Below are 20,273 nucleotides of genomic sequence, written 5' to 3'. Positions count from 1 at the left end.
GCACGGAGTCGCACCATGCGCGTCACCCTGACCATCGCCCTGAGCGGCCTGCTCGCCACCGCACCCGCGGCCTATGCCGCCAGCCTGGACGTCCAGGTCGAGATTCCCAAGCTCAACGTCGCCGAGTACCACCGCCCCTACGTGGCCGTGTGGATCGAGGACGCCACCCAGAAGTCGGCCGCCAACCTGTCGGTGTGGTACCAGCAGACCGCCAATGCCGAAGGCCACGGCACCAAGTGGCTGCCGGACCTGCGCCAGTGGTGGCGCAAGAGCGGGCGCGAACTGCAGATGCCGGTGGATGGCGTGACCGGCCCGACCCGCCCGGTCGGCCGCCACACGCTGAGCTTCGCCGACAACCAGGCGCCGCTGCGCGACCTGCCGCCCGGCCAGTACGCGCTGGTGGTGGAAGCGGTACGCGAAGTCGGCGGCCGCGAACTGCTGAAGATCCCCTTCACCTGGCCGGCCCGCGCCGCACAGGACGGGCGCGCCGAAGGCGCGTCCGAACTAGGCAGCGTCGCCCTGTCGATCAAACCCTGACCCCACGCCACGTCACCAGCCGGAGTCCATCGATGAAACATCGCCTGATCCTCGCCGCCGCGCTCGCCGCCGCATTGCCGTTCACCGCCGCCGCGCACAAGGCCTGGCTGCAACCGTCGCAGACCGTGATCGCCGGCAATGCTCCGTGGATCACCGTGGACGCCGCGGTGTCCAACGACCTGTTCTATTTCAATCATGTGCCGCTGCGCGTGGACAACCTGGTCATCACCGCACCGGACGGCAGCCACGTGCAGCCGCAGAACGTGGCCACCGGCAAGTACCGCAGCGTGTTCGACGTCGAACTGGCGCAGCAAGGCACCTACCGCCTGGCCAACGTCAACGCCGGGCTCTCGGCCAGCTGGCAGGAACAGGGCAAGCCGCGCCGCTGGCGCGGTGACGCCGCGGCCTTCGCCAGGGAGGTCCCGAAGGACGCGCCGGGCCTGAAGGTGTCCGAGTCGCTCGGCCGGGTGGAGACCTTCGTCACCAACGGCAGCCCCAGCGACACCGCGCTGCGCCCGACCGGCAAGGGCATCGAGCTGGTGGCCCTGGGCCATCCGAACGACCTGTTCGCCGGCGAGCAGGCCCGTTTCCGCCTGCTCGTCGACGGCAAGCCGCAGGCCGGGCTGGAGGTGGAGATCGTGCGCGGCGGCACCCGTTACCGCAACGCCCAGGACGAGATCAAGACCACCACCGATGCCCAGGGCGAGTTCGCCGTGACCTGGCCGGAAGCGGGCATGTACTGGCTGGAAACCGGCAGCGAGGACCAGCAGCTTTCGCTGCCGCAGGCCGACGTGCGCCGCCTCAGCTACGTCGCCACCCTGGAAGTCCTGCCGCAGTAAACCCGCGGGCGCGGGCGGCACCGCTGCCGCCCCGCCCCGTCCACGGGCCGGCCCGCCCCGGTGCCGGCCCGCTGTTCCCGATTCTTCCGCCTCCGTTCAATGTCCCTCTCTTCCGACATCGCCACGCTCGGTGGCCACAGCATGGGCACGCGCTGGAGCGTGCGTCTGGTGGCCGCGCCCGACCGCGACCTGCACCGCCTGCACGCCGGCATCCAGGGCGAGCTGGACCGGGTGGTCGCGCAGATGAGCACCTGGGAGGCGGACAGCGACATCAGCCGCTACAACCGTGCCGGCGCCGGCCACTGGCAGCCGCTGCCCGATGATTTCTGGCAGGTGCTGGCCGCCGCCTGCAGCATCGCCCGGCAGAGCGGCGGCGCCTTCGATCCCAGCCTCGGCCCGCTGGTCGCCCTGTGGGGATTCGGCGCCCATGCCGGGGTGCAACAGGTGCCCGACACCGCCCAGCGCGACCAGGCCGGCGGCCACTGCGGCTGGCACCGCCTGCAGCTGGACCCGGAAGCCCGCGCGGTGCTGCAGCCCGGCGGCCTGCAGCTGGACCTGTCCGCCATCGCCAAAGGCTACGGCGTGGACGTGGTCAGCCGCTGGCTGCGCGATGCCGGCGTGAGCGCGGCGCTGGTGGAGGTCGGCGGCGAGCTGCACGGCTACGGCCGCAAGCCCGACGGCCAGCCCTGGCGGGTGCTGGTCGAATCGGCCCCGGAGGACACCGCCGACGCCGCGCATCCGCCCCGGGTGCTGGCGCTGGACGATCTGGCCGTGGCCACCTCCGGCGACCGCTGGCACCGCTACGAACGCGACGGGCGGCGCTACAGCCATACCCTGGATCCGCGCACGCTGGCGCCGGTCGCCCAGGCGGCCGCCGCGGTGACGGTGATCGCCCGCGAGGCGATGCAGGCCGATGCCTGGGCCACCGCACTGACGGTGATGGGAGCCGTCGAAGGCCTCGCCTTCGCCGGTCACCACGGCCTGGCCGCGCGCTTCCTGGCACGCCGCGGCGAAGCCCTGGAGGAAACCATGACCCCCGCTTTCCAGCAGTACCTGGACGCCGCCGGCCAATGACCCTGTCACGCCCGTCGCCCGCCCTGCTCGGCAACCTCGGCGTGCTGGCCCTGCTGGCGCTTGCCGCCGCCGCACTGCTGCGCCTGCACCTGGGCGAGGACTGGTGGCTGGCGGCGCCGCGCCCGGACCGCGGCTGGGGTGCGCTGGCCGCACTGGCGCTGTATGCCGGCGCCTGCCTGGCGCTGTGGTGGCGCGTGCGCCCGGCGCGCGAAGACAGTGCCGCCGGCGATACGCCTCCGGTGCTGGTGGTCTGGGCCAGCCAGACCGGCTTTGCCCAGCAGTTGGCCGAACGCAGCGCACAGGCCCTGCGCGCGGCCGGCCACCGCACCCGCCTGCGCGCCCTCGACCAGCTCGACGCCCCGCTGCTCGACGGCAGCCAGCGGGCGCTGTTCATCGCCAGCACCACCGGCGAAGGCGACCCGCCGGACCACGCCCTGGCCTTCCTGGCACGGGTGATGCACTCAGCGCGGGCCTTGCCGCACCTGCGCTATGCCGTCCTGGCCCTGGGCGACAGCGGCTATGCGCGCTACTGCGCCTTCGGCAGGCAGTTGGACGACTGGCTGCGCGCCTGCCAGGCGCAGCCGCTGTTCGACCGTGTGGAGGTCGACAATGCCGACCCCGCGGCCCTGCGTCATTGGCAGCAGCTGCTGGGCCAGTTCGCCGGCGAAGGCGCCGCGGCCACCGACTGGAGCCTGCCCGACTACCAGCCCTGGCGACTGCATGCACGGCAGCGGCTCAACCCCGGCAGCGCCGGCGGCCCGGTGTTCCACCTGGCGCTGCAACCGCCCGCAGACGGCGCCTGCAACTGGCAGGCCGGCGACATCGCCGAGATCGGCCCGCGCCAGTCCGCTGCCGCGGTCGGCGCCTGGATGCAGGCCCACCGCCTGCCCGAATCCACCCGGCTCGCCGACGGCCGCGCGCTGAGCGAGCTGCTCGCACGTTCCCACCTGCCCGAGCGCTTCGACGGCGGCGACCCGGCACAGCTGGCGCAGAGCCTCGCGCCACTGCCGCACCGCGAATACTCCATCGCCTCGATGCCCGGCGAAGGCAGCCTGCAGCTGATGCTGCGCCGCCAGCAACACCCGGACGGCAGCCCCGGCCTGGCCAGCGGCTGGCTGTGCGACCACGCCGACATCGGCGCGAGCATCGACCTGCGCCTGCGCAGCAACCCCAACTTCCACCCGCCGGCCACCACCGCCCCCTTGCTGCTGATCGGCAACGGCACCGGCATCGCCGGGCTGCGCGCGCACCTGCGCGCCCGCATCGACGCCGGAGCGCGGCGCAACTGGCTGCTGTTCGGCGAACGCAACGCCGCCCATGACTTCCACTTCGGCGACGAACTGGAGCAGTGGCGGCACGACGGGTGGATCACCCACCTCGACACGGTCTTCAGCCGCGATGGCGGCGCCCACCGCTATGTGCAGGACGCCCTGGCCGCACACGGTGCCCGCCTGCGCGACTGGGTGGCCCAGGGCGCGACGATCCTGGTCTGCGGCAGCCTGCAGGGCATGGCCCCGGCGGTGGACGCGGTGATCATCGACGCCCTCGGCAAGGACGCCCACGACGCCCTGCGGATCGCCGGCCGCTACCGCCGCGACGTCTACTGACGCCCCCACCGTCGATGCCCCCCTGGCCTTCCGCCCATGGTGCGAGGCCCCGCCGGGCGTAACCGCACCGACCTGCCCGGCCCACGCGCCGGCCAGCTTCGACGGCGGCACCCTCGGGACGGCCACAGCGGAGCGCGGCTCCGCTCTACACCACAGTGCCGGCAACCGGCCACGGTTCCCGGCAACCGGCGGCACCGACCCGCCCCTGTCGCGCTGGCCCGCCCGGCGGGCCGTACCGACCTGCCCGGCCCACGCGCCGGCCAGCTTCGATGGCGGCATCCTCGGGACGGCCACAGCGGAGCGCGGCTCCGCGCTACACGACAGTGCCGGCAACCGGCCACGGTTCCCGGCACCCCGCGGCACCGACCCGCCCCTGTAGCGCCGGGCCCCGCCCGGCGGGCCGTACCGACCTGCCCGGTCCACGTGCCGGCCGGCTTCGACGGCGGCATCCGCGGGACGGCCGCAGCGGAGCGCGGCTCCGCGCTACACGACAGTGCCGGCAACCGGCCACGGTTCCCGGCACCCCGCGGCACCGACCCGCCCCTGTAGCGCCGGGCCCCGCCCGGCGGGCCGTACCGACCTGCCCGGCCGGCTCTTGCATGCGGTGCTCCGCGCTCCGATGAGCCGGGGTCCGCGGGCATGGCAGGTCCGTGGCGGGGGAAAGGTACCGCTACCGCACGTCGGCCGGGGTCACCCGGATCGCCAGCAGTTCGCCGCCGCCCTGCAGCAGGAACCGTCGGCGCGCACCGGCCCCCAGCCAGGCGGTGTCGCCGGCCGCCAGCGGGGGCAGTACGTCGTCCTCGAACGCCGCCTGCCCGGCAAGCAGGTGGATCGCCCAGGCGGCCTGCGGCTCGCTGAAGAACAGCAGGCTGCCGACCAGCGGCCGATGCAGCAGCTCGGCGGCCAGGCGGTCGCGCCGCCACATCAGGTTGAAGTCCTGGGTGGCGCCATCCACCAGTTCGCCGTCGACCGCCTCTTCGCCCGCGAAACGCAACCGCTGGTAGGGCGGCACCAGGGTGGTGCAGCGGCCATCGGCAAAGCGCAGCCGCAGGCCCTCGCCCTGGAGCAGCACCAGCTCGCGCTCGACGCCCGGGAAGGCGGAAAACGCGGCGTCCTGTTCGATCTCGGCGATGGACAGGCGCAGCTGCCATTCGCCCTGCGCGGGCAGGCGCAGGATTTCACGGGTCCAGCCCAGGCCGTTGCGCCAGCGCTCGCGCTGGTACCGGGCCGAGGGAATGACGTGGGAAGGGGTACTCAGGGCATCCATGCGCGCATGATGCCATCGCCGTGCGCAGCCGGCGGCTTCCGGCGACCGCGACGGCCACCGCCGCGCTGCCTGCGCCGGCGGCCGTGGCAGCGCTCAGCGCGGCAGTGCCAGGTGCCCGGCGCTCAGCGGTGCGCCGGCACGCGGCCGCGTCTGCAGCACGGCATCGTCGGGCAGCGGCGTGCCCTCGTCCAGGCGCGCCTGCACGCGGTCCAGCGCGGCATACACGTAGGGCAGCAGGGGCAGGTAACGCGCGGCGTAGTCGGGCAGGCCGAGGAAACCGTCGAAGTGCTGCACGTTGCGCACCTGCCAGTAGCGCACCTCGCGCCCGGCCGCCTGGGCCGCGGTCACGTAGGGCGTACTGCTGAACGCCGGCGGGATCAGGCCGTCGTCGCTGCCATGCACCACCATCACCGGCAGGCCCGCGCGCGGCAGGCCGGTGCGGGTGGCCTGGATGCCGGCCTGCACGCGGCGGGCCGCCGCGTCCTGTCCCTCCCACAGCCCGCGCAGGCACTTCAGGCCGGCGTAGGTCAGGTCGGGCAGCTGCAGCCTGCTGTCGAGCAGGCCGACGCCGGCGCCCGGCGGGATGCCGCCGCCGTCGGCGATCCACGCCGCGCGCTCGGCGGCGGTGGCCGGACGGGGCGAGAAGTCCGGGTTCTGCGCGGCGAAACCGTAGCCGCAGGGGTGCTCACCCACCCCGTAGCGCCCATAGGCCGAGGCATAGGCCACGGCGACCGCGCGCCACAGGTCGAACCCGGTGGACAGCGCGCCGGCACGCAGCGCGGCGTCGGTCCAGCCCTTGTCCAGCATCCGTTCGTAGGCGGCCCTGGCCTGCGCCGCCGGCGTGGCGCCGCCGATGACCCCTTCCGTCGCCAGGCTCGCGCAGCGCACGAGTGCACCGGCCTGCAGCGCCGCGGTCAGCGGCGGTTGCGGCAGGTCGGTCATGTGCAGCTGCGCGCAGGGCATCAGCAGCGCGGCCTCGGTGGCGTAGTCGTACAGCGCGCGCGCACCGGGGCCATCGGACAGCACGCTGGGCTCGCCGGCGACCACCGCGTCCAGCCAGTCGCCCTCCAGCGCGGCCGCCTGCAGGACCGCGCCACCGCCATTGGAGATGCCCACGGCGATGATCCGGGTGTTGTCGAAGGTGAACGGCGCCGCCTGCGGGAATGCCTGGTCCAGCGCCAGCAGCGCGTACTCGGCGGCCTGCTTCACATGCCGGCCCCAGTCGGCTTCGGGGTTGTCCTTGGAATGGGCGTGCTTGAACGCGACCCCGCTGGCGTTGACCGGCGCATCGGGCACGAAGGCCAGGTCGTCGACCTCGCCCAGCGCGCCGACCATGCCGTTGGCCCGCACCCCGCTCAGGGTGTCCAGGTCGAAATAGTCGCTGCCGGCGCCCTTGTCGGTATAGACCACCGCGCAGCCCTTCGGCAGGCCCCAGGCGGCGGCCACCGACACCGCGCCGTAGACGCCGCGCGAACCGGAGGCCGGCGCCACCAGCACGCAGCGCTTGCCGGTATCGAAAGCATCCGGCACCTGCGCCAGCACGCGGTGCGGCTGGTGGGCGCCCGGCAGGCGCGCGTAGGCCGCGTACTCGCGCCCCGGCACGGGCGCGAGCGTGCCGAACAGCTCGCCGTAGCCGCCGCCCGGGGCAAGGTCGGCGATCCCGCGCCAGCTGCCCCACAGTGCACGCCGGCGCAGCTCCTCCAGGGTCGGCGCGGACGGATCGGCGAAGCCCGGCGGCACCGGGCTGCGCAGCCCCGCCTGGCCGAGGCCCGCGGTCAGCAGGTCGTCGGTGCCGCGGTGTTCGCTGCGCAGTTCGTGGCTGAACATGGAAGGCTCCGTGGACGTGGATGCCGGTCCGCCGGCACACGCAGCCAGGCCGAGTCCGACGATGAGGCCGCAGGCGGCGCGCAGGAGGCAAGCATTCATGCGGCCACCCTAGCAGAGCCCGGCGGGCGGCCCATCGTACTTTCGTACCACGCCGCGCTTGCATCCGGACTGCTACGTTCGGCAGCCTTTCCCCACCTGTCCCACGGAGTTCCCCATGGAGCGCTTCCTGCACGGCCGCACCGCACTGGTGACCGGCAGTACATCCGGCATCGGCCTGGCCATCGCCCGGGCACTGGCCGCGGCCGGCGCGCGGGTGGCGATCAACGGCCTGGGCACCGCCGCGCAGATCGACGCCGCGCTCGCCAGCGTCGCCGCGGCCGGTGGCGAGGCCCGCCACGTCGACGCCGACCTGCGCGACCCCGGTGCGATCGCCGCGATGATGGCCACGGTCCAGGACGCGGGCGCGCTCGACGTGCTGGTCAACTGCGCCGGCATCCAGCACGCCGCGCCGCTGGCCGAACAGCCGGCCTCGCGCTGGGACGACATCCTCGCCATCAACCTCAGCGCCGCTTTCCACACCATGCAGCAGGCCCTGCCGGGCATGGCCGCGCGCGGCTACGGGCGGGTGGTGAACATCGCCTCGGTGCATGGGCTGGTGGCGTCCAGGGACAAGGCTCCCTACGTGGCCAGCAAGTTCGGCCTCGTCGGCCTGAGCAAGGTCGCGGCGCTCGAATACGCGGCCGCCGGCAGCCGCGACACGGGGGGCGTCACCGTCAACTGCGTGTGCCCGGGCTGGGTGGAGACGCCGCTGATCGAGCCGCAGATCCAGGCCCACCGCAACGGTGGCGACCGCGACAAGGGCGTGCGCGCCCTGCTGGAGGAGAAGCAGCCCAGCCTGCGCATGTCGCTGCCGGAGGACATCGCCGCGATGGTGGTGTGGCTGTGCCGGCCGGAGGCCCACAACCTCACCGGGACGGCGCTGCCGATGGACGGCGGCTGGACCGCGCAGTAGCCGCCGCGGCGGCCACGCGGTTGCTTTTGCGGCCACGGCTGCCTTTACTCGGCCTTGCCGTTCCTCCACCCGCCCGGGGCCCCTCGCCATGCCCAGCCTGCTGATCGCCGACGACCACCCGCTGTTCCGCGCCGCACTGCGCCAGGCCGCGGGCGATGCCGTGGCCGGCCTGCAGGTACAGGAGGCCGAGTCGCTGGAGGGCGTGCTCGCCGCCCTGGACGCGGCACCGGACACCGACCTGATCCTGCTCGACCTGCACATGCCCGGCAACCACGGCCTGGCCGGGCTGGCGGCGATCCGCGCCCAGCACCCGGGAGTGGCGGTGATCGTGGTCTCGGCCAACGACGACCCGCGCGTGGTGCGGCGCGCGCTCGACCACGGCGCCGCCGGCTACCTGCCCAAGAGCTCGGGCCTGGACGAACTGCGCGACGCGATCCGCAGCGTGATGGCCTGCGAGCAATGGCTGCCGGCGTCGCTGCGTGCGGCGGTGGCCCGTGCACAGTCCTCGCGCCACGACAGCGAACTGGCCGCGCGTCTGGCCAGCCTGTCACCGCAGCAGTTCCGGGTGCTGGCGCTGGTCGCCGAAGGCCTGCTCAACAAGCAGATCGCCGACCGCCTGGAGGTGCAGGAACGCACGGTCAAGGCGCACCTGTCGGCGATCTTCGAGCGTCTGGGCGTGCGCAACCGCACCCAGGCCAGCGTGGTGCTGCGCGAGCTGGAGCTCAGTGATCCCGCCCGCCAGGCGCTGTAGGCGCGCCGCGGGCCACGAGAGCATCCTGCGCCCCGGTTCCTCGCCCGGCTCCGGGGCGTGGAACCACCCTCCACCGCGCTGCTCACTCCCCGGGCCGCGCCGCACCGCGCATCGGGCGTTTCCTGTCGATGCGCCCGTACAGCAGCATGCCGGCCAGCATCGCCGGCACGAACAGCCCGGCCTCGGTTGCGCGGACTCCCAGGCCCACCAGTGCCGGCCCCGGGCAGTAGCCGGCCAGCCCCCAGCCGATGCCGAACAGTGCCGCTCCCCCCAGCAGCCGCGCATCGAGACGGCGCACCTCCGACAGCTGGAAGCCCGGCGCCAGCAGCGGCGCGGGCCGGCGCAGCACGACGCGGAACGCCAGCAGGGTGGTGCCCACCGCACCGCCCAGCACGAACAGCAGGCTGGGGTCGAAGTCGCCGGCCACATCCAGGAACCCGAGGATGCGCTGCGGGTCGGTCATGCCGGACACCGCCAGCCCGAGCCCGAACAGGGCGCCGGCCAGCAGCGCCGCCAGGGAGACGCGCCAGGAGGTCATGCCGCATGCCTCACGACATAGGTGGTCGCGATCGCGGTGGCCATGAACACCACCACCGCCACCAGGGACCGCAGCGACAACCGCCCCAGGCCACAGACACCATGGCCGCTGGTGCAGCCGTTGCCCATGCGCGTGCCGATCCCGACCAGCAGCCCGGCGATCACCAGCAGCACCGGCGGGAACCCCTGCCGCGGCGGCGGCGCGCCCGGCATCCACGCCAGCCATGCCGCCCCGGCCGCCACCAGCCCCAGCAGGAACGCCAGCCGCCAGGCGAGTTCGCCCCGCTGCGGCCGCAACACCCCGCCGAGGATGCCGCTGATGCCGGCGATGCGTCCGGTCAGCGCCAGCAGCAGCGTCGCGGCCACGCCGATCAGCACGCCCCCGGCCAGGGCGCTGCCGGCGGCGCCCGTCACGGGGCCTCCATCCGGTCCAGCGGCAGCCGCAGGTAGCGGACGCCGTTGGCATCGGGATCCGGCAGGCGGCCCCCGCGGATGTTGACCTGCAGCGCCGGCAGGATCAGCCGTGGCACCGGCAGGGTCGCGTCGCGCTCCTGGCGCATCCGCACGAAGGCCGCCTCGTCGGCGCCGTCCTGCAGGTGCGGGTTGTCGGCGACCTGCTCGTCGATGCGGGTCTGCGGCCGTGCCTCGCGCCGGTCGCCCGGGTAGTCGTGGCACAGGTACAGGCGGGTGTCCTGCGGCAGCGCCAGGATCGCCTGGATCGAGGCGAACAGCCGGTGCGCGTCGCCGCCGGGGAAATCGGTGCGCGCGGTCCCGGTGTCGGTCGCGAACAGGGTGTCGCCGATGAACGCGGCGTCACCGACCAGGTAGGTCAGGCTGTCGTCGGTATGCCCCGGGGTGGCGATCACCCGCGCTTCCAGCGTGCCGATGCGGAAGCGGTCGCCGTCGACGAACAGGCGGTCGAACTGGCGGCCGTCGGCCACGAACTCGTCGCCGAGCCCGAACAGCGCCTTGAAGCGCGCCTGCACCTGGACGATGCCGCGCCCGATCGCCACCGGTGCCCGCAGGATGTCGGCCAGGTAGCCGGCCGCACTGAGGTGGTCGGCGTGCGCGTGGGTCTCCAGGATCCATTCCACCGCCAGCTGCCGTTCGCGCACGAAGGCCAGCAGCGCGTCGGCCGACGCGGTGCCGATGCGGGCCGCGGCCGGCGCGTAGTCCAGCACCGGGTCGATGATCGCCGCGGCACCGCCGACCTCGTCGTACACGACGTAGCTGAAGGTCCCGGTGTCCTTGTCGTGGAAGGCTTCGACCCGGGGGGAAGGCAGGGAAGTCGGGGGCATGGGGAGGACCGTTTTGTAATTTAGGTTTTTCTAAACTAAACTCTCCGCTCCGCGACCACAAGCCCCCGCCCCCGTCCGCCATGAACGCGTCCGACCTGGATACCGAGCAGATGCAGGCCCATGCCGAGCAGGCCGCGCAGCTGCTGAAATCGCTCGCCCACCCGGCGCGCCTGCGGGTGCTCTGCCGGCTGGTGGAGGGCGAGGCGTCGGTCGGCGAACTGCAGGCCGGCGTCGGCCTGTCGATGTCGGCGCTGTCCCAGCACCTGGCGCTGATGCGCGAGGCCGGGCTGGTCGCGACCCGGCGCGAAGCGCAGAGCATCTTCTACACGCTCGCCGACAGCCCCGCGCTGGGGGTGATGCGGGCGCTGCACGACGCCTACTGCGGCACCCACCGGCACTGACCCGGCACTGCCGGAACAGACACGTTCAGGGCGCTGGCGCCAGCGTGCGCGCGGCCAGCAGCCGGTCCAGCACCGATTTCAGCGCCAGTGGCCGCACCGGCTTGTGCAGCAGGGTCAGCCCCCGCTCCAGCACCTGGCGGCGCGTGGCCAGGCTGTCGTCGGCACTGAGGATCAGCGTCGGCCGCGCGCCGAAGCGCGCCCCCAGCCGCGCGTGCAGGGCGCTCCCGGTATCGCCGTCGTCCAGGTTGTAGTCGAACAGCCACAGGGCCGCCGGCGCGGCCTGCATCGCCGCCGCCGCCGCGGTGCCGTCGGCCGCTTCCGCCACCTCGTAGCCCCAGCCGCGCAGCAGCGCCGCGAGCCCGGCCAGGGCCGCCGGATCGTTGTCCACCACCAGCACCCGCAGGACCGCCGGCGGCGGCTCCACGCCCTGTGCCACCGGTCCGGCCGCCGGCGGCGGTGCCGTGGCACCGGCCAGCGCCACCGAGAACACCGTGCCGCACCCCGGCTGGCTGCGCAGCCGCAGCGGCGCGTCCAGCAGCCCGGCGATGCGGTCGGCGATCGCCAGCCCCAGGCCCAGGCCCTGTCCACCGCTGTCCGCACCGCGGCGGAACTCCTCGAAGATGCGCTGCTGGTCCTCCCGCGCGATGCCCGGGCCGGTGTCGTGCACCTCGATGCGCAACCGCCCGCCGGCCCGGCGCACCCCCAGCAGCACACCGCCGCGCGCGGTATAGCGCACCGCATTGGCCAGGAAGTTCTGCAGCACCCGGCGCAGCAGCTGCGGATCGCTGTGCGCCCACGCCCGGGTCGGCACGTAGTGGAACGCCAGCCCGCGCGCCGCCGCCAGCGCGCGGAATTCCGAGGCCAGCGGGTCCAGCACCTCGGCCAGCGGCATGGCCCGCGGCTGCGGCACCAGTCCGCCGGCCTCCAGCCGCGACATGTCGAACAGCCCGGTCAACAGCTGCGCGGTCGAATCCAGCGCGCCGCGGATCTGCGCCACCGCCTGCTGCTGCGGGGGCGCCTGCACCTGCTGCGCCAGGCTGTCGGTGAACAGGTGCGCGGCGTGCAGCGGCTGCAGCAGGTCATGGCCGATGGCGGCCAGGAAGCGGCTCTTGGCGTCGTTGGCGCGCTCGGCCTCGCGCTTGGCCGCTTCCAGCAGCGCGGTGCGCTCGCACACGCGCTGCTCCAGGGTCTCGTTGCTGCGCATCAGCGCCTGTTCGGTACGGCGGAACGCGGTGACGTCGGTGAAGGTGGCGACGAAGCCGCCGCCGGGCATCGGGTTGCCGCGGATCTCGACGATCCGCCCGTCGGGGAACACCCGTTCGGTGAGATGCCCGGTGCCCGCGCGCATGAACGCCAGCCGCCGGTCGACCGCACGCTCGTCGCTGCCGCGCTGCGGCAGCGCCTGCAGCGCCCAGCGGGTCAGGTCGACGATCGGCCGCCCCACCTGCAGCAGCGCATCGGGGAAGCCGAACAGCTGGGCATAGGGGCGGTTCCAGGCGACCAGCCGCTGGTCGCGATCGATCACGCTGATGCCCTGGCTCATGTTCTGCAGCGCCGCCTGCAGCACCTGCTGGTTGAAGCGCAGGTCCTGCGAGGCCTCGCTGACGATCGCCGCGACGGTGGCCAGGTCGCCGCGCTCACGGCGCGCCGCGTCCAGCAGCAGCCGCGAGGAGGCCGTGCCCAGCACCGCCGACAGCTCGCGCTCGACGCCGGCCTCGATCGCCGCCGGCACCGGCCCCTGGCGCGGCGCTCCGGCAAGCAGGCGCTGCACCTTCTCCCAGGGCAGGAAGCGGCGCCCGGCATCGCGCAGGGCCTGCGCATCGAGCCGGCGACGGGCATGGTCGGGCGCATCGCGGCGTCCGGCCATGGCCAGCAGCGTCGCCAGCGTGCCGACGAACAGGCTGGCCCCGACCGCACGTCCCAGCGGGCTCCAGCCGGTCAGGCCGAACAGCGCCTCTGGTGCCAGCCAGCGCCAGCCGAACGGCCCGGCCAGCACCCATCCCGGTACCCGTCCGCCCTCCTCCAGCAGCGTCGGCAGCAGCAGCACCCAGGCCCAGGTGAGGAAACCGGCCAGCACACCGACGATCGCCGCGCGCGGCGGTGTCTGCGGGCGCCAGATCGCGAAGCCGAGCACCGGCACCAGCGTGGCCATCGCCGAGAACGAGATCGCACCGATGTCGGCCAGCACGTTGCCACCGCCGATCAGCCGGCTGTAGGCCCAGGCCAGCAGCATGATCACGCAGATGCCGGCCCGCCGCAGCCACACCAGTTCGCGGCGGTGGTCGCCGCCGGCACGCGCCCAGGTGCTGCGCAGCAGGCCCGGCGCGAACCAGTGGTTGCCGATCATCAGGCTCAGCGTCAGGGTGCTGACCACCACCATGCCGGTCGCCGCACTGAGTCCGCCAAGGAAGGCGAACAGCGCGACCCCGGTGTGCCCGGCCGAGAACGGCAGCGCCAGCGTGTACAGATCGCTGGGCACGCTGTCGCCGAGCAGCACGCCGCCGGCGCGGGCCAGCGGCAGGATCGGCAGCGCGATCAGCAGCAGGTACAGCGGGAACAGCCAGCGCGAGGTGCGGATGTCGGCCGGATCGCGGCATTCGACCACCCCGACATGGAACTGGTGCGGCAGCAGGAACATCGCCAGCGCGCCGAGCAGCACCAGCGGCATGAAGCCCCCGGGCGGAGCCGCCGGCAGCGAAGCCGGCGGCGTGGACGCCACCGGCTCCAGGCCGAACCAGACGAACACCCCCAGCGCCAGCATCGCCCCCAGCTTGAACAGGGACTCGGCGGCCATCGCCAGCACCAGGCCCCGGTTGTGCTCGGAGACGTCGGCGCGGCGCGCGCCGAACAGCACCGCGAACAACGCCATCGCCAGCGCCACGTACAGCGCGCTGTCGCGCCAGGGCGCCGCATCCTGCACGGCCCCGGACGCCCCCCGGGTCAGCATGCCGAAGCTCATCGCCACCGCCTTGAGCTGCAGCGCGATGTACGGAATCAGGCCGAGCGCGGCGACCAGGGTCACCGTCGCCGCCAGCCACGCATCACGACCCAGGCGCGCGGCGATCAGGTCGGCCAGCGAGGTGGCGTTGGTCTCGCGCGCCAGCCGCACCAGGCGCACCATCACGCCGATGCCCAGCACGTAGAACAGGATCGCGCCGACGAAGGTCGGCGGCAGCGGCCAGCCGTAGCGCGCCGCCTGGGTCACCGTGCCGTAGAACGTCCACGAAGTGCAGTGCACCGCCAACGACAGCGCATAGACATGCCGCCAGTGCCGGGCGAGCACCGCCGGCCGGCGCTCGCCGTACAGCGCCACGCCGAACATCAGCACCAGCCAGGCGACCCCGGCCAGCACCACGGTCACCAAGCTCAACATGCGGACGCGTTCCCCGTGTGCATGGCGCGCAGGATACGGCGCGCCACCGGCGAAAAGGAGCCGTAGCCGCCACCGGCCCTGGAAACCACACCCCGCCGCCTGGACACCCCATCCGCCTCCGTTGCACCCGTGCCGCAGCCCGCAGGCCCCTGTAGCGCCGGGCCCTGCCCGGCGGGGGCCCGGCCGACCTGCCCGGTCCGCGCACCGGCCAGCGTCGACGGCGGCATCCGCGGAACGGCCACAGCGGAGCGCGGCTCCGCTCTACACGGCATTTCCCGCAGCTGGCCACGGCGCCATTGGAATCCCGCAACCCTCACCTCCCCTGTAGCGCCGGGCCGTGCCCGGCGGGGCCTTGCCGACCTGCCTGGTGCGCGCACCGGCCAGCGTCGACGGCGGCATCCGCGGGAAGGCCACAGCGGAGCGGGGCTCCGCTCTACAGGGCATTTCCCGCAACCGGCCACGGCGCCATTGGAATCCCGCAACCCCCACCTCCCCTGTAGCGCCGGGCCCCGCCCGGCGGGGCCTTGCCGACCTGCCTGGTGCGCGCACCTGCCAGCGTCGACGGCGGCATCCGTGGGACGGCCACAGCGGAGCAGGGCTCCGCTCTACAGGACATTTCCCGCAGCCGGCCACGGCGCCATTGGAATCCCGCAACCCTCACCTCCCCTGTAGCGCCGGGCCCCGCCCGGCGGGGCCTTGCCGACGCGTCCGCCGTTTTGGGTAGCGGCCTCACCGGGAAAGCCACCGCGGAGCGGGGCTCCGCTCTACACGCTCTCTCTGACGGCCGGCCATGGCGTGTCGGAAGCCTGTACGCGCGACGCTGCGCCGGGCCTTTCCCGGTGGCGCCGGGCACCGCCCGGCACCACCGCGCCGACGATCGCTGCCGCCGGCGGCGTGGGCGGGATATCCCGCCCGGCCCCGCAGGCACTTCAGAAGTTGTAGCGCAGCGATACGTAGCCGTTGCGCGGCAGGCCGTAGTAGGCGGTCTGGATGTTGCCGACGCTGGCGAACTCCTGGCCTTCGGTCTTGTACTGCTTGTCGGTCAGGTTGCGCACGCCGGCGCGTACCTGCCAGACCAGCTGCGGCGAGTCCCACACGCCATAGAGTCCGACCAGGGTATAGGCGTCCTGGCTCAGCACCGCGCGGTTGTCCACGCTCAACCAGGTCTTGCCGCGGTAGGAAACGTCGCCGCCGAAGGTCAGGCTGCCGTGGTCGCCCAGCGCGACCACGTGCTGCAGGGCCACGCGCGCGGTCCAGTCCGGCGAGAACGGCACATGGTCGTGGCTCACATCCGGGTCGAAGCCCGGATAGGAAGGATCCAGCCGGAAATCCTCGAACCGGTCGTACTTGGCGTCCATCCAGCCGAGCTGGGCGCTCAGCGTGGTGGCCTCGCCCAGCAGCGCACTGCCTTCCAGTTCGATGCCCTTGATGTTGAGCTTGGCCGCGTTCAACACCGGGAACGTGCCCACGTCCTGGGAGACCCGCGCCTGGAAATCGCTGTAGTTGCTGTAGAACGCCGCGGCGCTGCCGCGGAAGCGGTGGTCGGCGGAGCTGCCCTTCAGGCCCAGCTCGTAGGTCCATACGTATTCCGGATCGAACTTGGCGTGCTGGGTGTCGTACACGCTGTTGGCGCGGCCGTTGAAACCGCCGGACTTGAAGCCGCGGTTGGCCGACAGGTAGCCCATCAGGTTGTCACCGAAGGCCTTCTGCAGGCTGAGCGAGGGCGTCACCGCGGTCCACGAGGCCTTGGCGGCGAAGGCGACAGTCTCGTCCAGCGCGGTCATCGGCGCGCCCCAGAAGGTACTGGTGGAGCGTTCGTAGTCCTTCTTGTCCTTGGTCCAGCGCACCCCGGCGGCCACCGTCCAGCTCGGCGCGAACTCCCAGTTGAGGTGGGCGAAGGCGGCGGTGGAGGTGGTCCGCAGGTCGTCGTCGATGGTGCGCAGGAAGGGAATGGGCGTGCCCAGCAGCGCGAACAGGTCGTCGGCGTAGGCCTCCTGGTAGGACGGCACGTTCTCCTGCATGTAGTACGCGCCGAAGGTGGCATGCAGGCTGGAGCCGTTGTCGTAGTGCAGCTGGAACTCCTGGCTCTTCTGGTTCTGGTCCAGCGCGACCAGCACATCGCCCAGTTCGTACTCGGAGGCGTCGATGTCGATGAAGGAGCGGGTCTTGAGCTTGCGGTAGGCGCTGATGCTCTTCAGCGTCCACTGCCCGTCGATGTCCCAGTCCATCGCCAGCGCCGCGCCGGAGTGCCGCAGGTACTGGCCCTGGCCGTCCTTGAACGAGGTGCGGACGCGGCGGTCCCACTTGCCGGTCTCGGCCGGCTTGAGCACCACCGTGCCCAGCGCCAGGTCGGTCTGGCGCAGGTCGGCCATCGGCCGGCCCATGGTCAGCGCCGCATCCTGCCGGGTGGTATCCAGCGACAGGGTGGCGCGGAAATTGTCGGCCGGGTTGAAGGCCAGCTTGACGCGCAGCGCCCCGGTGTCGTCGTCGTTGTAGCGCTTGCCGGTGCCGGCGTCCCTGACATGGCCGTCGTTGGTGATCTTGGCGCCGGCGATGCTTCCGGCCACGGTATCGCTGAGCTGGCCCGAGGCGTAGACGCGGCCTTCCAAGCGGCCGTAGTCGCCGGCGGTGAGCTCCACCGCGCCGCCCTGGTTGTCGAACGGATCCTTGGTGGTCAGCTTGATCGCACCGCCCGTGGAGTTCTTGCCGTACAGCGTGCCCTGCGGGCCGCGCAGCACTTCCAGCTGCTGGATGTCGAACAGCGAGAACAGCGCGCCGTTGATGCGCGAGTAGTAGACGTCGTCCACGTACATGCCCACGCCGGGGTCGAAGGTCTGCAGGGCGTCGGGCTGGCCGATGCCGCGGATGGCGACGTTGACGCTGTTGGCCGAGCCGCGGCCCTGGGCGATGTTCATGTTCGGCACCGCGCCCTGCAGGCCTTCCACGGTCGCGGCCTGCAGGTCCTTGAGCTGCTCCTCGCCGAAGGCCGACACCGCCACCGGCACGTCCTGGATGGACTCGGCGCGGCGGCGTGCGGTCACGGTGACCTCGTCCAGCTGCGTGGCCTGCGGCGTGGCGGTCGGAGCCGCCGGCTGCCGGGCCTGGGCGAACACGGCCGGGGCCAGCAACGCACAGCCCACGGCCATGCACAGATACTTGCGCTTCATTGGTCTCCCTCCTCCCGGGCATGACACGACGGCACACGGATGCCGCCCATGCTGCGCACGGTAGCGGCCGGCCGGGCCGCGGCGCATCGTCCGTTCGTACAGTGGGCCGCGCCGGGACCGCTGCGGATACTGCCCGGCATCGTGTCTGCCCCGGGGAGCCGTGGATGTCGTTTCTGATCGTGTTGGCGGCACTGTGCTTCCTGATGTTCGTGGCCTACCGCGGCTACAGCGTGATCCTGTTCGCCCCGGTGGCGGCGCTCGGTGCGGTGCTGTTGACCGACCCGTCCCTGGTGCAGCCGATGTTCACCGGCCTGTTCATGGACAAGATGGTCGGCTTCCTGAAGCTGTATTTCCCGGTGTTCCTGCTGGGCGCGGTGTTCGGCAAGCTGATCGAGATCTCCGGCTTTTCCCGGTCGATCGTGAGCGCGACCATCCGGCTGGTCGGTGCGCAGCGGGCGATGCTGTCCATCGTGCTGGTCTGCGCCCTGCTGACCTATGGCGGGGTGTCGCTGTTCGTGGTGGTGTTCGCGGTCTACCCGTTCGCCGCCGAGCTGTTCCGCCAGAGCGACATCCCCAAGCGCTTGATTCCCGGCACCATCGCGCTGGGCGCCTTCACCTTCACCATGGACGCGCTGCCGGGCACGCCGCAGATCCAGAACATCATCCCGACCGCGTTCTTCGGCACCACCGGCTGGGCCGCACCGTGGCTGGGCGTGATCGGCACCGCGGTGATCCTGATCCTGGGCATGAGCTACCTGGAGTGGCGTCGCCGGGTCGCCATCGCCAAGGGCGAGGGCTATTCCGGCACCCACGAGGAACTGCGCAACGAACCCGAACCGTTCCAGGGCGAGCGCCTCGCGCATCCGCTGGTGGCGGTGCTGCCGCTGCTGCTGGTGGGTGTGGCCAATTTCCTGTTCACCCGCTGGATTCCGGGGTTCTACGGCGAAAGCCAGGCGTTCGTGCCGGCGGTGATCGGTAACCCGGCGCCGGTGGTGCAGGAAGTCTCCAAGGTCGCCGCCATCTGGGCGGTACAGGGCGCGCTGCTGCTGGGCATCCTCAGCGTGATCGCCTTCGCCTGGAAGCCGGTGGTGGCCGCGTTCGCCGAGGGCACCAGATCGGCCATCGGCGGCGCCATGCTGGCCTCGATGAACACCGCCTCGGAATACGGCTTCGGTGCGGTGATCGCCGCCCTGCCCGGCTTCCTGGTGGTGGCCAACGCCCTGGGGTCGATTCCCAACCCGCTGGTCAACGAAGCCATCTCGGTCACCGCCATGGCCGGCATCACCGGTTCGGCCTCGGGCGGCATGAGCATCGCGCTGGCGGCGATGGCCGACAGCTTCATCGCCAACGCGCAGGCCGCCGGCATCCCGATGGACGTGCTGCACCGCGTGGCGGCGATGGCGTCCGGCGGCATGGACACGCTGCCGCACAACGGCGCGGTCATCACCGTGCTGGCGGTCACCGGCCTCACCCATCGCCAGTCCTACAAGGACATCTTCGCGATCACCCTGATCAAGACCCTGGCGGTGTTCGCGATCATCGCCGTGTACTACGCCACCGGCCTGGTCTGAGACCGGCGCAGGCCTCCGTCGGCGATGCCGGCCGGCGGCCGGCCCCGCCGACGGCGCAGAGGCCCCGGACCGCCCCCGGCACGCGGGTCGTCCGGAGGCGCGGAGCGCCGGGAGCGGACAGAGGGTCCACGGACCAGGCCGGCCCCGGCCCACCGGCAGGTGCGTCAGGCATGCCGGCGAGCGCGCCTGCCCGGACCGGGGCAGGGCCTGCGCCGCACAGGCTCAAGGCACAGGGCAGGGAACAACCCGCACCGACCGCGCGGGCCACCGCCAGGCAGGCGCGGCAATGCCGGGCCGCCGCTCAGCGCGCGGCCAGTTGCCCGCAGTGGCCTTCCAGCAGCCGCGAGTGCTGCAGCCAGTCCGGATCGGGGAAGTAGGCGAACACCAGGGTGCCGTCGCGCAGGCTGTCGATCAGCGGCCGGGCCACCGCCGGCCGCACCGCCGGGCAGCCCAGGCTGCGTCCCAGACGCCCCTGCAGGCGGGCGGCGACCGGGTTCACGTAGGGCGCGCCATGGATCACGATGGCGCGCTCGCGGGCCTGGTCGTTGTAGCCGGGCTCGAGCCCGCGCAGGCGCAGCGAGTAGCCGTTGCCGCCGCGGTAGGTCTCCTGGGCGACGAACGCGCCCAGACTGGACATGTAGCTGCCCTCGCGGTTGGAGAAGGTGCGGGTGAGGTTCTCGCCGCTGTTGCGGCCATGCGCCACCCATTCCTCGAACAGCAGCGTGTGCCGCGCCAGGTCGAACACCCACAGGCGCGGCTCGGTCGAGGGCCGCGAATAGTCGATCACGCCCAGCCGCAGCGGGTCCACGCCGGGTTCGCGGCGCTGCAGGGCGCAGGACATCGCGCGCGCCGCCAGCGCCAGCACCTTGCGGTCGGCCGCCGGTGCCGCCGCTGCCAGCCGCTCGACCAGCGGCGCTGCCTCCTCGGCCACCGGCGCGGCCCGCGGGGTGAGCGGCAGGAGCAGCAAACAGGGCAACAGCAGGCAGGCGCGGAACGGGAACTTCATGGCGGG

At 72.8% G+C, this 20,273-nt stretch carries 16 protein-coding genes; 8 read left to right on the top strand and 8 right to left on the bottom strand.

The window, feature by feature from the left end; genetic code table 11:
- Positions 1–15: 15 nt before the first annotated feature.
- The 4 genes from K5L01_RS00185 to K5L01_RS00170 all read left to right on the top strand — a co-directional run bounded on the left by K5L01_RS00185 (position 16) and on the right by K5L01_RS00170 (position 4,057).
- Positions 16–537 (top strand): DUF2271 domain-containing protein, encoded by a 522-nt coding sequence (locus K5L01_RS00185; RefSeq protein WP_250060838.1) that lies wholly within the window; start codon positions 16–18, stop codon positions 535–537.
- 32 nt (positions 538–569) lie between these two features.
- Complete coding sequence (locus K5L01_RS00180; protein ID WP_250060837.1) at positions 570–1,376, top strand: DUF4198 domain-containing protein; 807 nt, start codon at positions 570–572, stop codon at positions 1,374–1,376.
- Positions 1,377–1,475: 99 nt separating this feature from the next.
- Positions 1,476–2,450: an FAD:protein FMN transferase gene (locus tag K5L01_RS00175; protein ID WP_250060836.1), complete on the top strand. Its 975-nt coding sequence runs from the start codon at positions 1,476–1,478 to the stop codon at positions 2,448–2,450.
- Positions 2,447–4,057, top strand: a complete 1,611-nt coding sequence (locus K5L01_RS00170; RefSeq protein ID WP_250060835.1) for a sulfite reductase subunit alpha — start codon at positions 2,447–2,449, stop codon at positions 4,055–4,057. The genes K5L01_RS00175 and K5L01_RS00170 overlap by 4 nt, the downstream gene beginning before the upstream one ends.
- 670 nt (positions 4,058–4,727) lie before the next feature.
- Here the strand turns inward: K5L01_RS00170 and K5L01_RS00165 are convergent.
- Both K5L01_RS00165 and K5L01_RS00160 read right to left on the bottom strand, forming a co-directional pair.
- Positions 4,728–5,324 (bottom strand): HutD/Ves family protein, encoded by a 597-nt coding sequence (locus K5L01_RS00165; protein ID WP_250060834.1) that lies wholly within the window; start codon positions 5,322–5,324, stop codon positions 4,728–4,730.
- A gap of 93 nt (positions 5,325–5,417) precedes the next feature.
- On the bottom strand, positions 5,418–7,250 hold the full coding sequence (locus K5L01_RS00160; protein WP_272494017.1) for a 3-hydroxybutyrate oligomer hydrolase family protein: 1,833 nt from the start codon (positions 7,248–7,250) through the stop codon (positions 5,418–5,420).
- 115 nt (positions 7,251–7,365) lie between these two features.
- Here K5L01_RS00160 and K5L01_RS00155 point away from each other — a divergent pair, with 115 nt between their 5' ends.
- Both K5L01_RS00155 and K5L01_RS00150 read left to right on the top strand, forming a co-directional pair.
- A complete protein-coding gene (locus K5L01_RS00155) occupies positions 7,366–8,163 on the top strand; it encodes a 3-hydroxybutyrate dehydrogenase (protein WP_250060830.1) in 798 nt (265 codons plus the stop codon).
- A gap of 88 nt (positions 8,164–8,251) precedes the next feature.
- Entirely contained in the window at positions 8,252–8,914 is a 663-nt protein-coding gene (locus tag K5L01_RS00150; RefSeq protein WP_250060828.1) for a response regulator transcription factor, read from the top strand.
- A gap of 82 nt (positions 8,915–8,996) precedes the next feature.
- Here the strand turns inward: K5L01_RS00150 and K5L01_RS00145 are convergent, their stop codons facing one another.
- Genes K5L01_RS00145 through K5L01_RS00135 form a run of 3 tightly spaced genes read right to left on the bottom strand, consistent with a single transcriptional unit; the run spans position 8,997 to position 10,749 of the window.
- Positions 8,997–9,452, bottom strand: coding sequence for a DUF6691 family protein (locus K5L01_RS00145; RefSeq protein ID WP_250060826.1), 456 nt, complete (start codon positions 9,450–9,452; stop codon positions 8,997–8,999).
- Positions 9,449–9,865: a YeeE/YedE family protein gene (locus K5L01_RS00140; protein ID WP_250060824.1), complete on the bottom strand. Its 417-nt coding sequence runs from the start codon at positions 9,863–9,865 to the stop codon at positions 9,449–9,451. The genes K5L01_RS00145 and K5L01_RS00140 overlap by 4 nt, the downstream gene beginning before the upstream one ends.
- Positions 9,862–10,749 carry an MBL fold metallo-hydrolase gene (locus K5L01_RS00135; protein ID WP_250060821.1) on the bottom strand — a complete coding sequence of 296 codons (888 nt, stop codon included), beginning with the start codon at positions 10,747–10,749 and terminating at the stop codon, positions 9,862–9,864. The genes K5L01_RS00140 and K5L01_RS00135 overlap by 4 nt, the downstream gene beginning before the upstream one ends.
- 80 nt (positions 10,750–10,829) lie before the next feature.
- Here K5L01_RS00135 and K5L01_RS00130 point away from each other — a divergent pair, with 80 nt between their 5' ends.
- On the top strand, positions 10,830–11,150 hold the full coding sequence (locus tag K5L01_RS00130) for an ArsR/SmtB family transcription factor (protein ID WP_250060819.1): 321 nt from the start codon (positions 10,830–10,832) through the stop codon (positions 11,148–11,150).
- Positions 11,151–11,175: 25 nt separating this feature from the next.
- Here the strand turns inward: K5L01_RS00130 and K5L01_RS00125 are convergent, their stop codons facing one another.
- Entirely contained in the window at positions 11,176–14,523 is a 3,348-nt protein-coding gene (locus K5L01_RS00125) for a hybrid sensor histidine kinase/response regulator (RefSeq protein ID WP_250060817.1), read from the bottom strand.
- 929 nt (positions 14,524–15,452) lie between these two features.
- Positions 15,453–17,690, bottom strand: a complete 2,238-nt coding sequence (locus K5L01_RS00120) for a TonB-dependent receptor (protein WP_250060815.1) — start codon at positions 17,688–17,690, stop codon at positions 15,453–15,455.
- Between the two features lie 164 nt (positions 17,691–17,854).
- Between K5L01_RS00120 and K5L01_RS00115 the strand changes: the two genes are divergently transcribed.
- Positions 17,855–19,261 (top strand): GntP family permease, encoded by a 1,407-nt coding sequence (locus K5L01_RS00115; protein ID WP_250060813.1) that lies wholly within the window; start codon positions 17,855–17,857, stop codon positions 19,259–19,261.
- A gap of 301 nt (positions 19,262–19,562) precedes the next feature.
- On the opposite strand, the gene K5L01_RS00110 is transcribed toward K5L01_RS00115, so the two are convergent.
- The gene (locus K5L01_RS00110) at positions 19,563–20,267 is read right to left on the bottom strand and encodes a murein L,D-transpeptidase catalytic domain family protein (RefSeq protein ID WP_336254067.1); all 705 of its coding nucleotides are present in this window, start codon (positions 20,265–20,267) and stop codon (positions 19,563–19,565) included.
- Positions 20,268–20,273: the final 6 nt, after the last annotated feature.

The organism is Stenotrophomonas mori (assembly GCF_023556335.1).
Taxonomy (GTDB): domain Bacteria; phylum Pseudomonadota; class Gammaproteobacteria; order Xanthomonadales; family Xanthomonadaceae; genus Stenotrophomonas; species Stenotrophomonas mori.
This window is presented reverse-complemented; position numbering and strand designations above follow the sequence as displayed.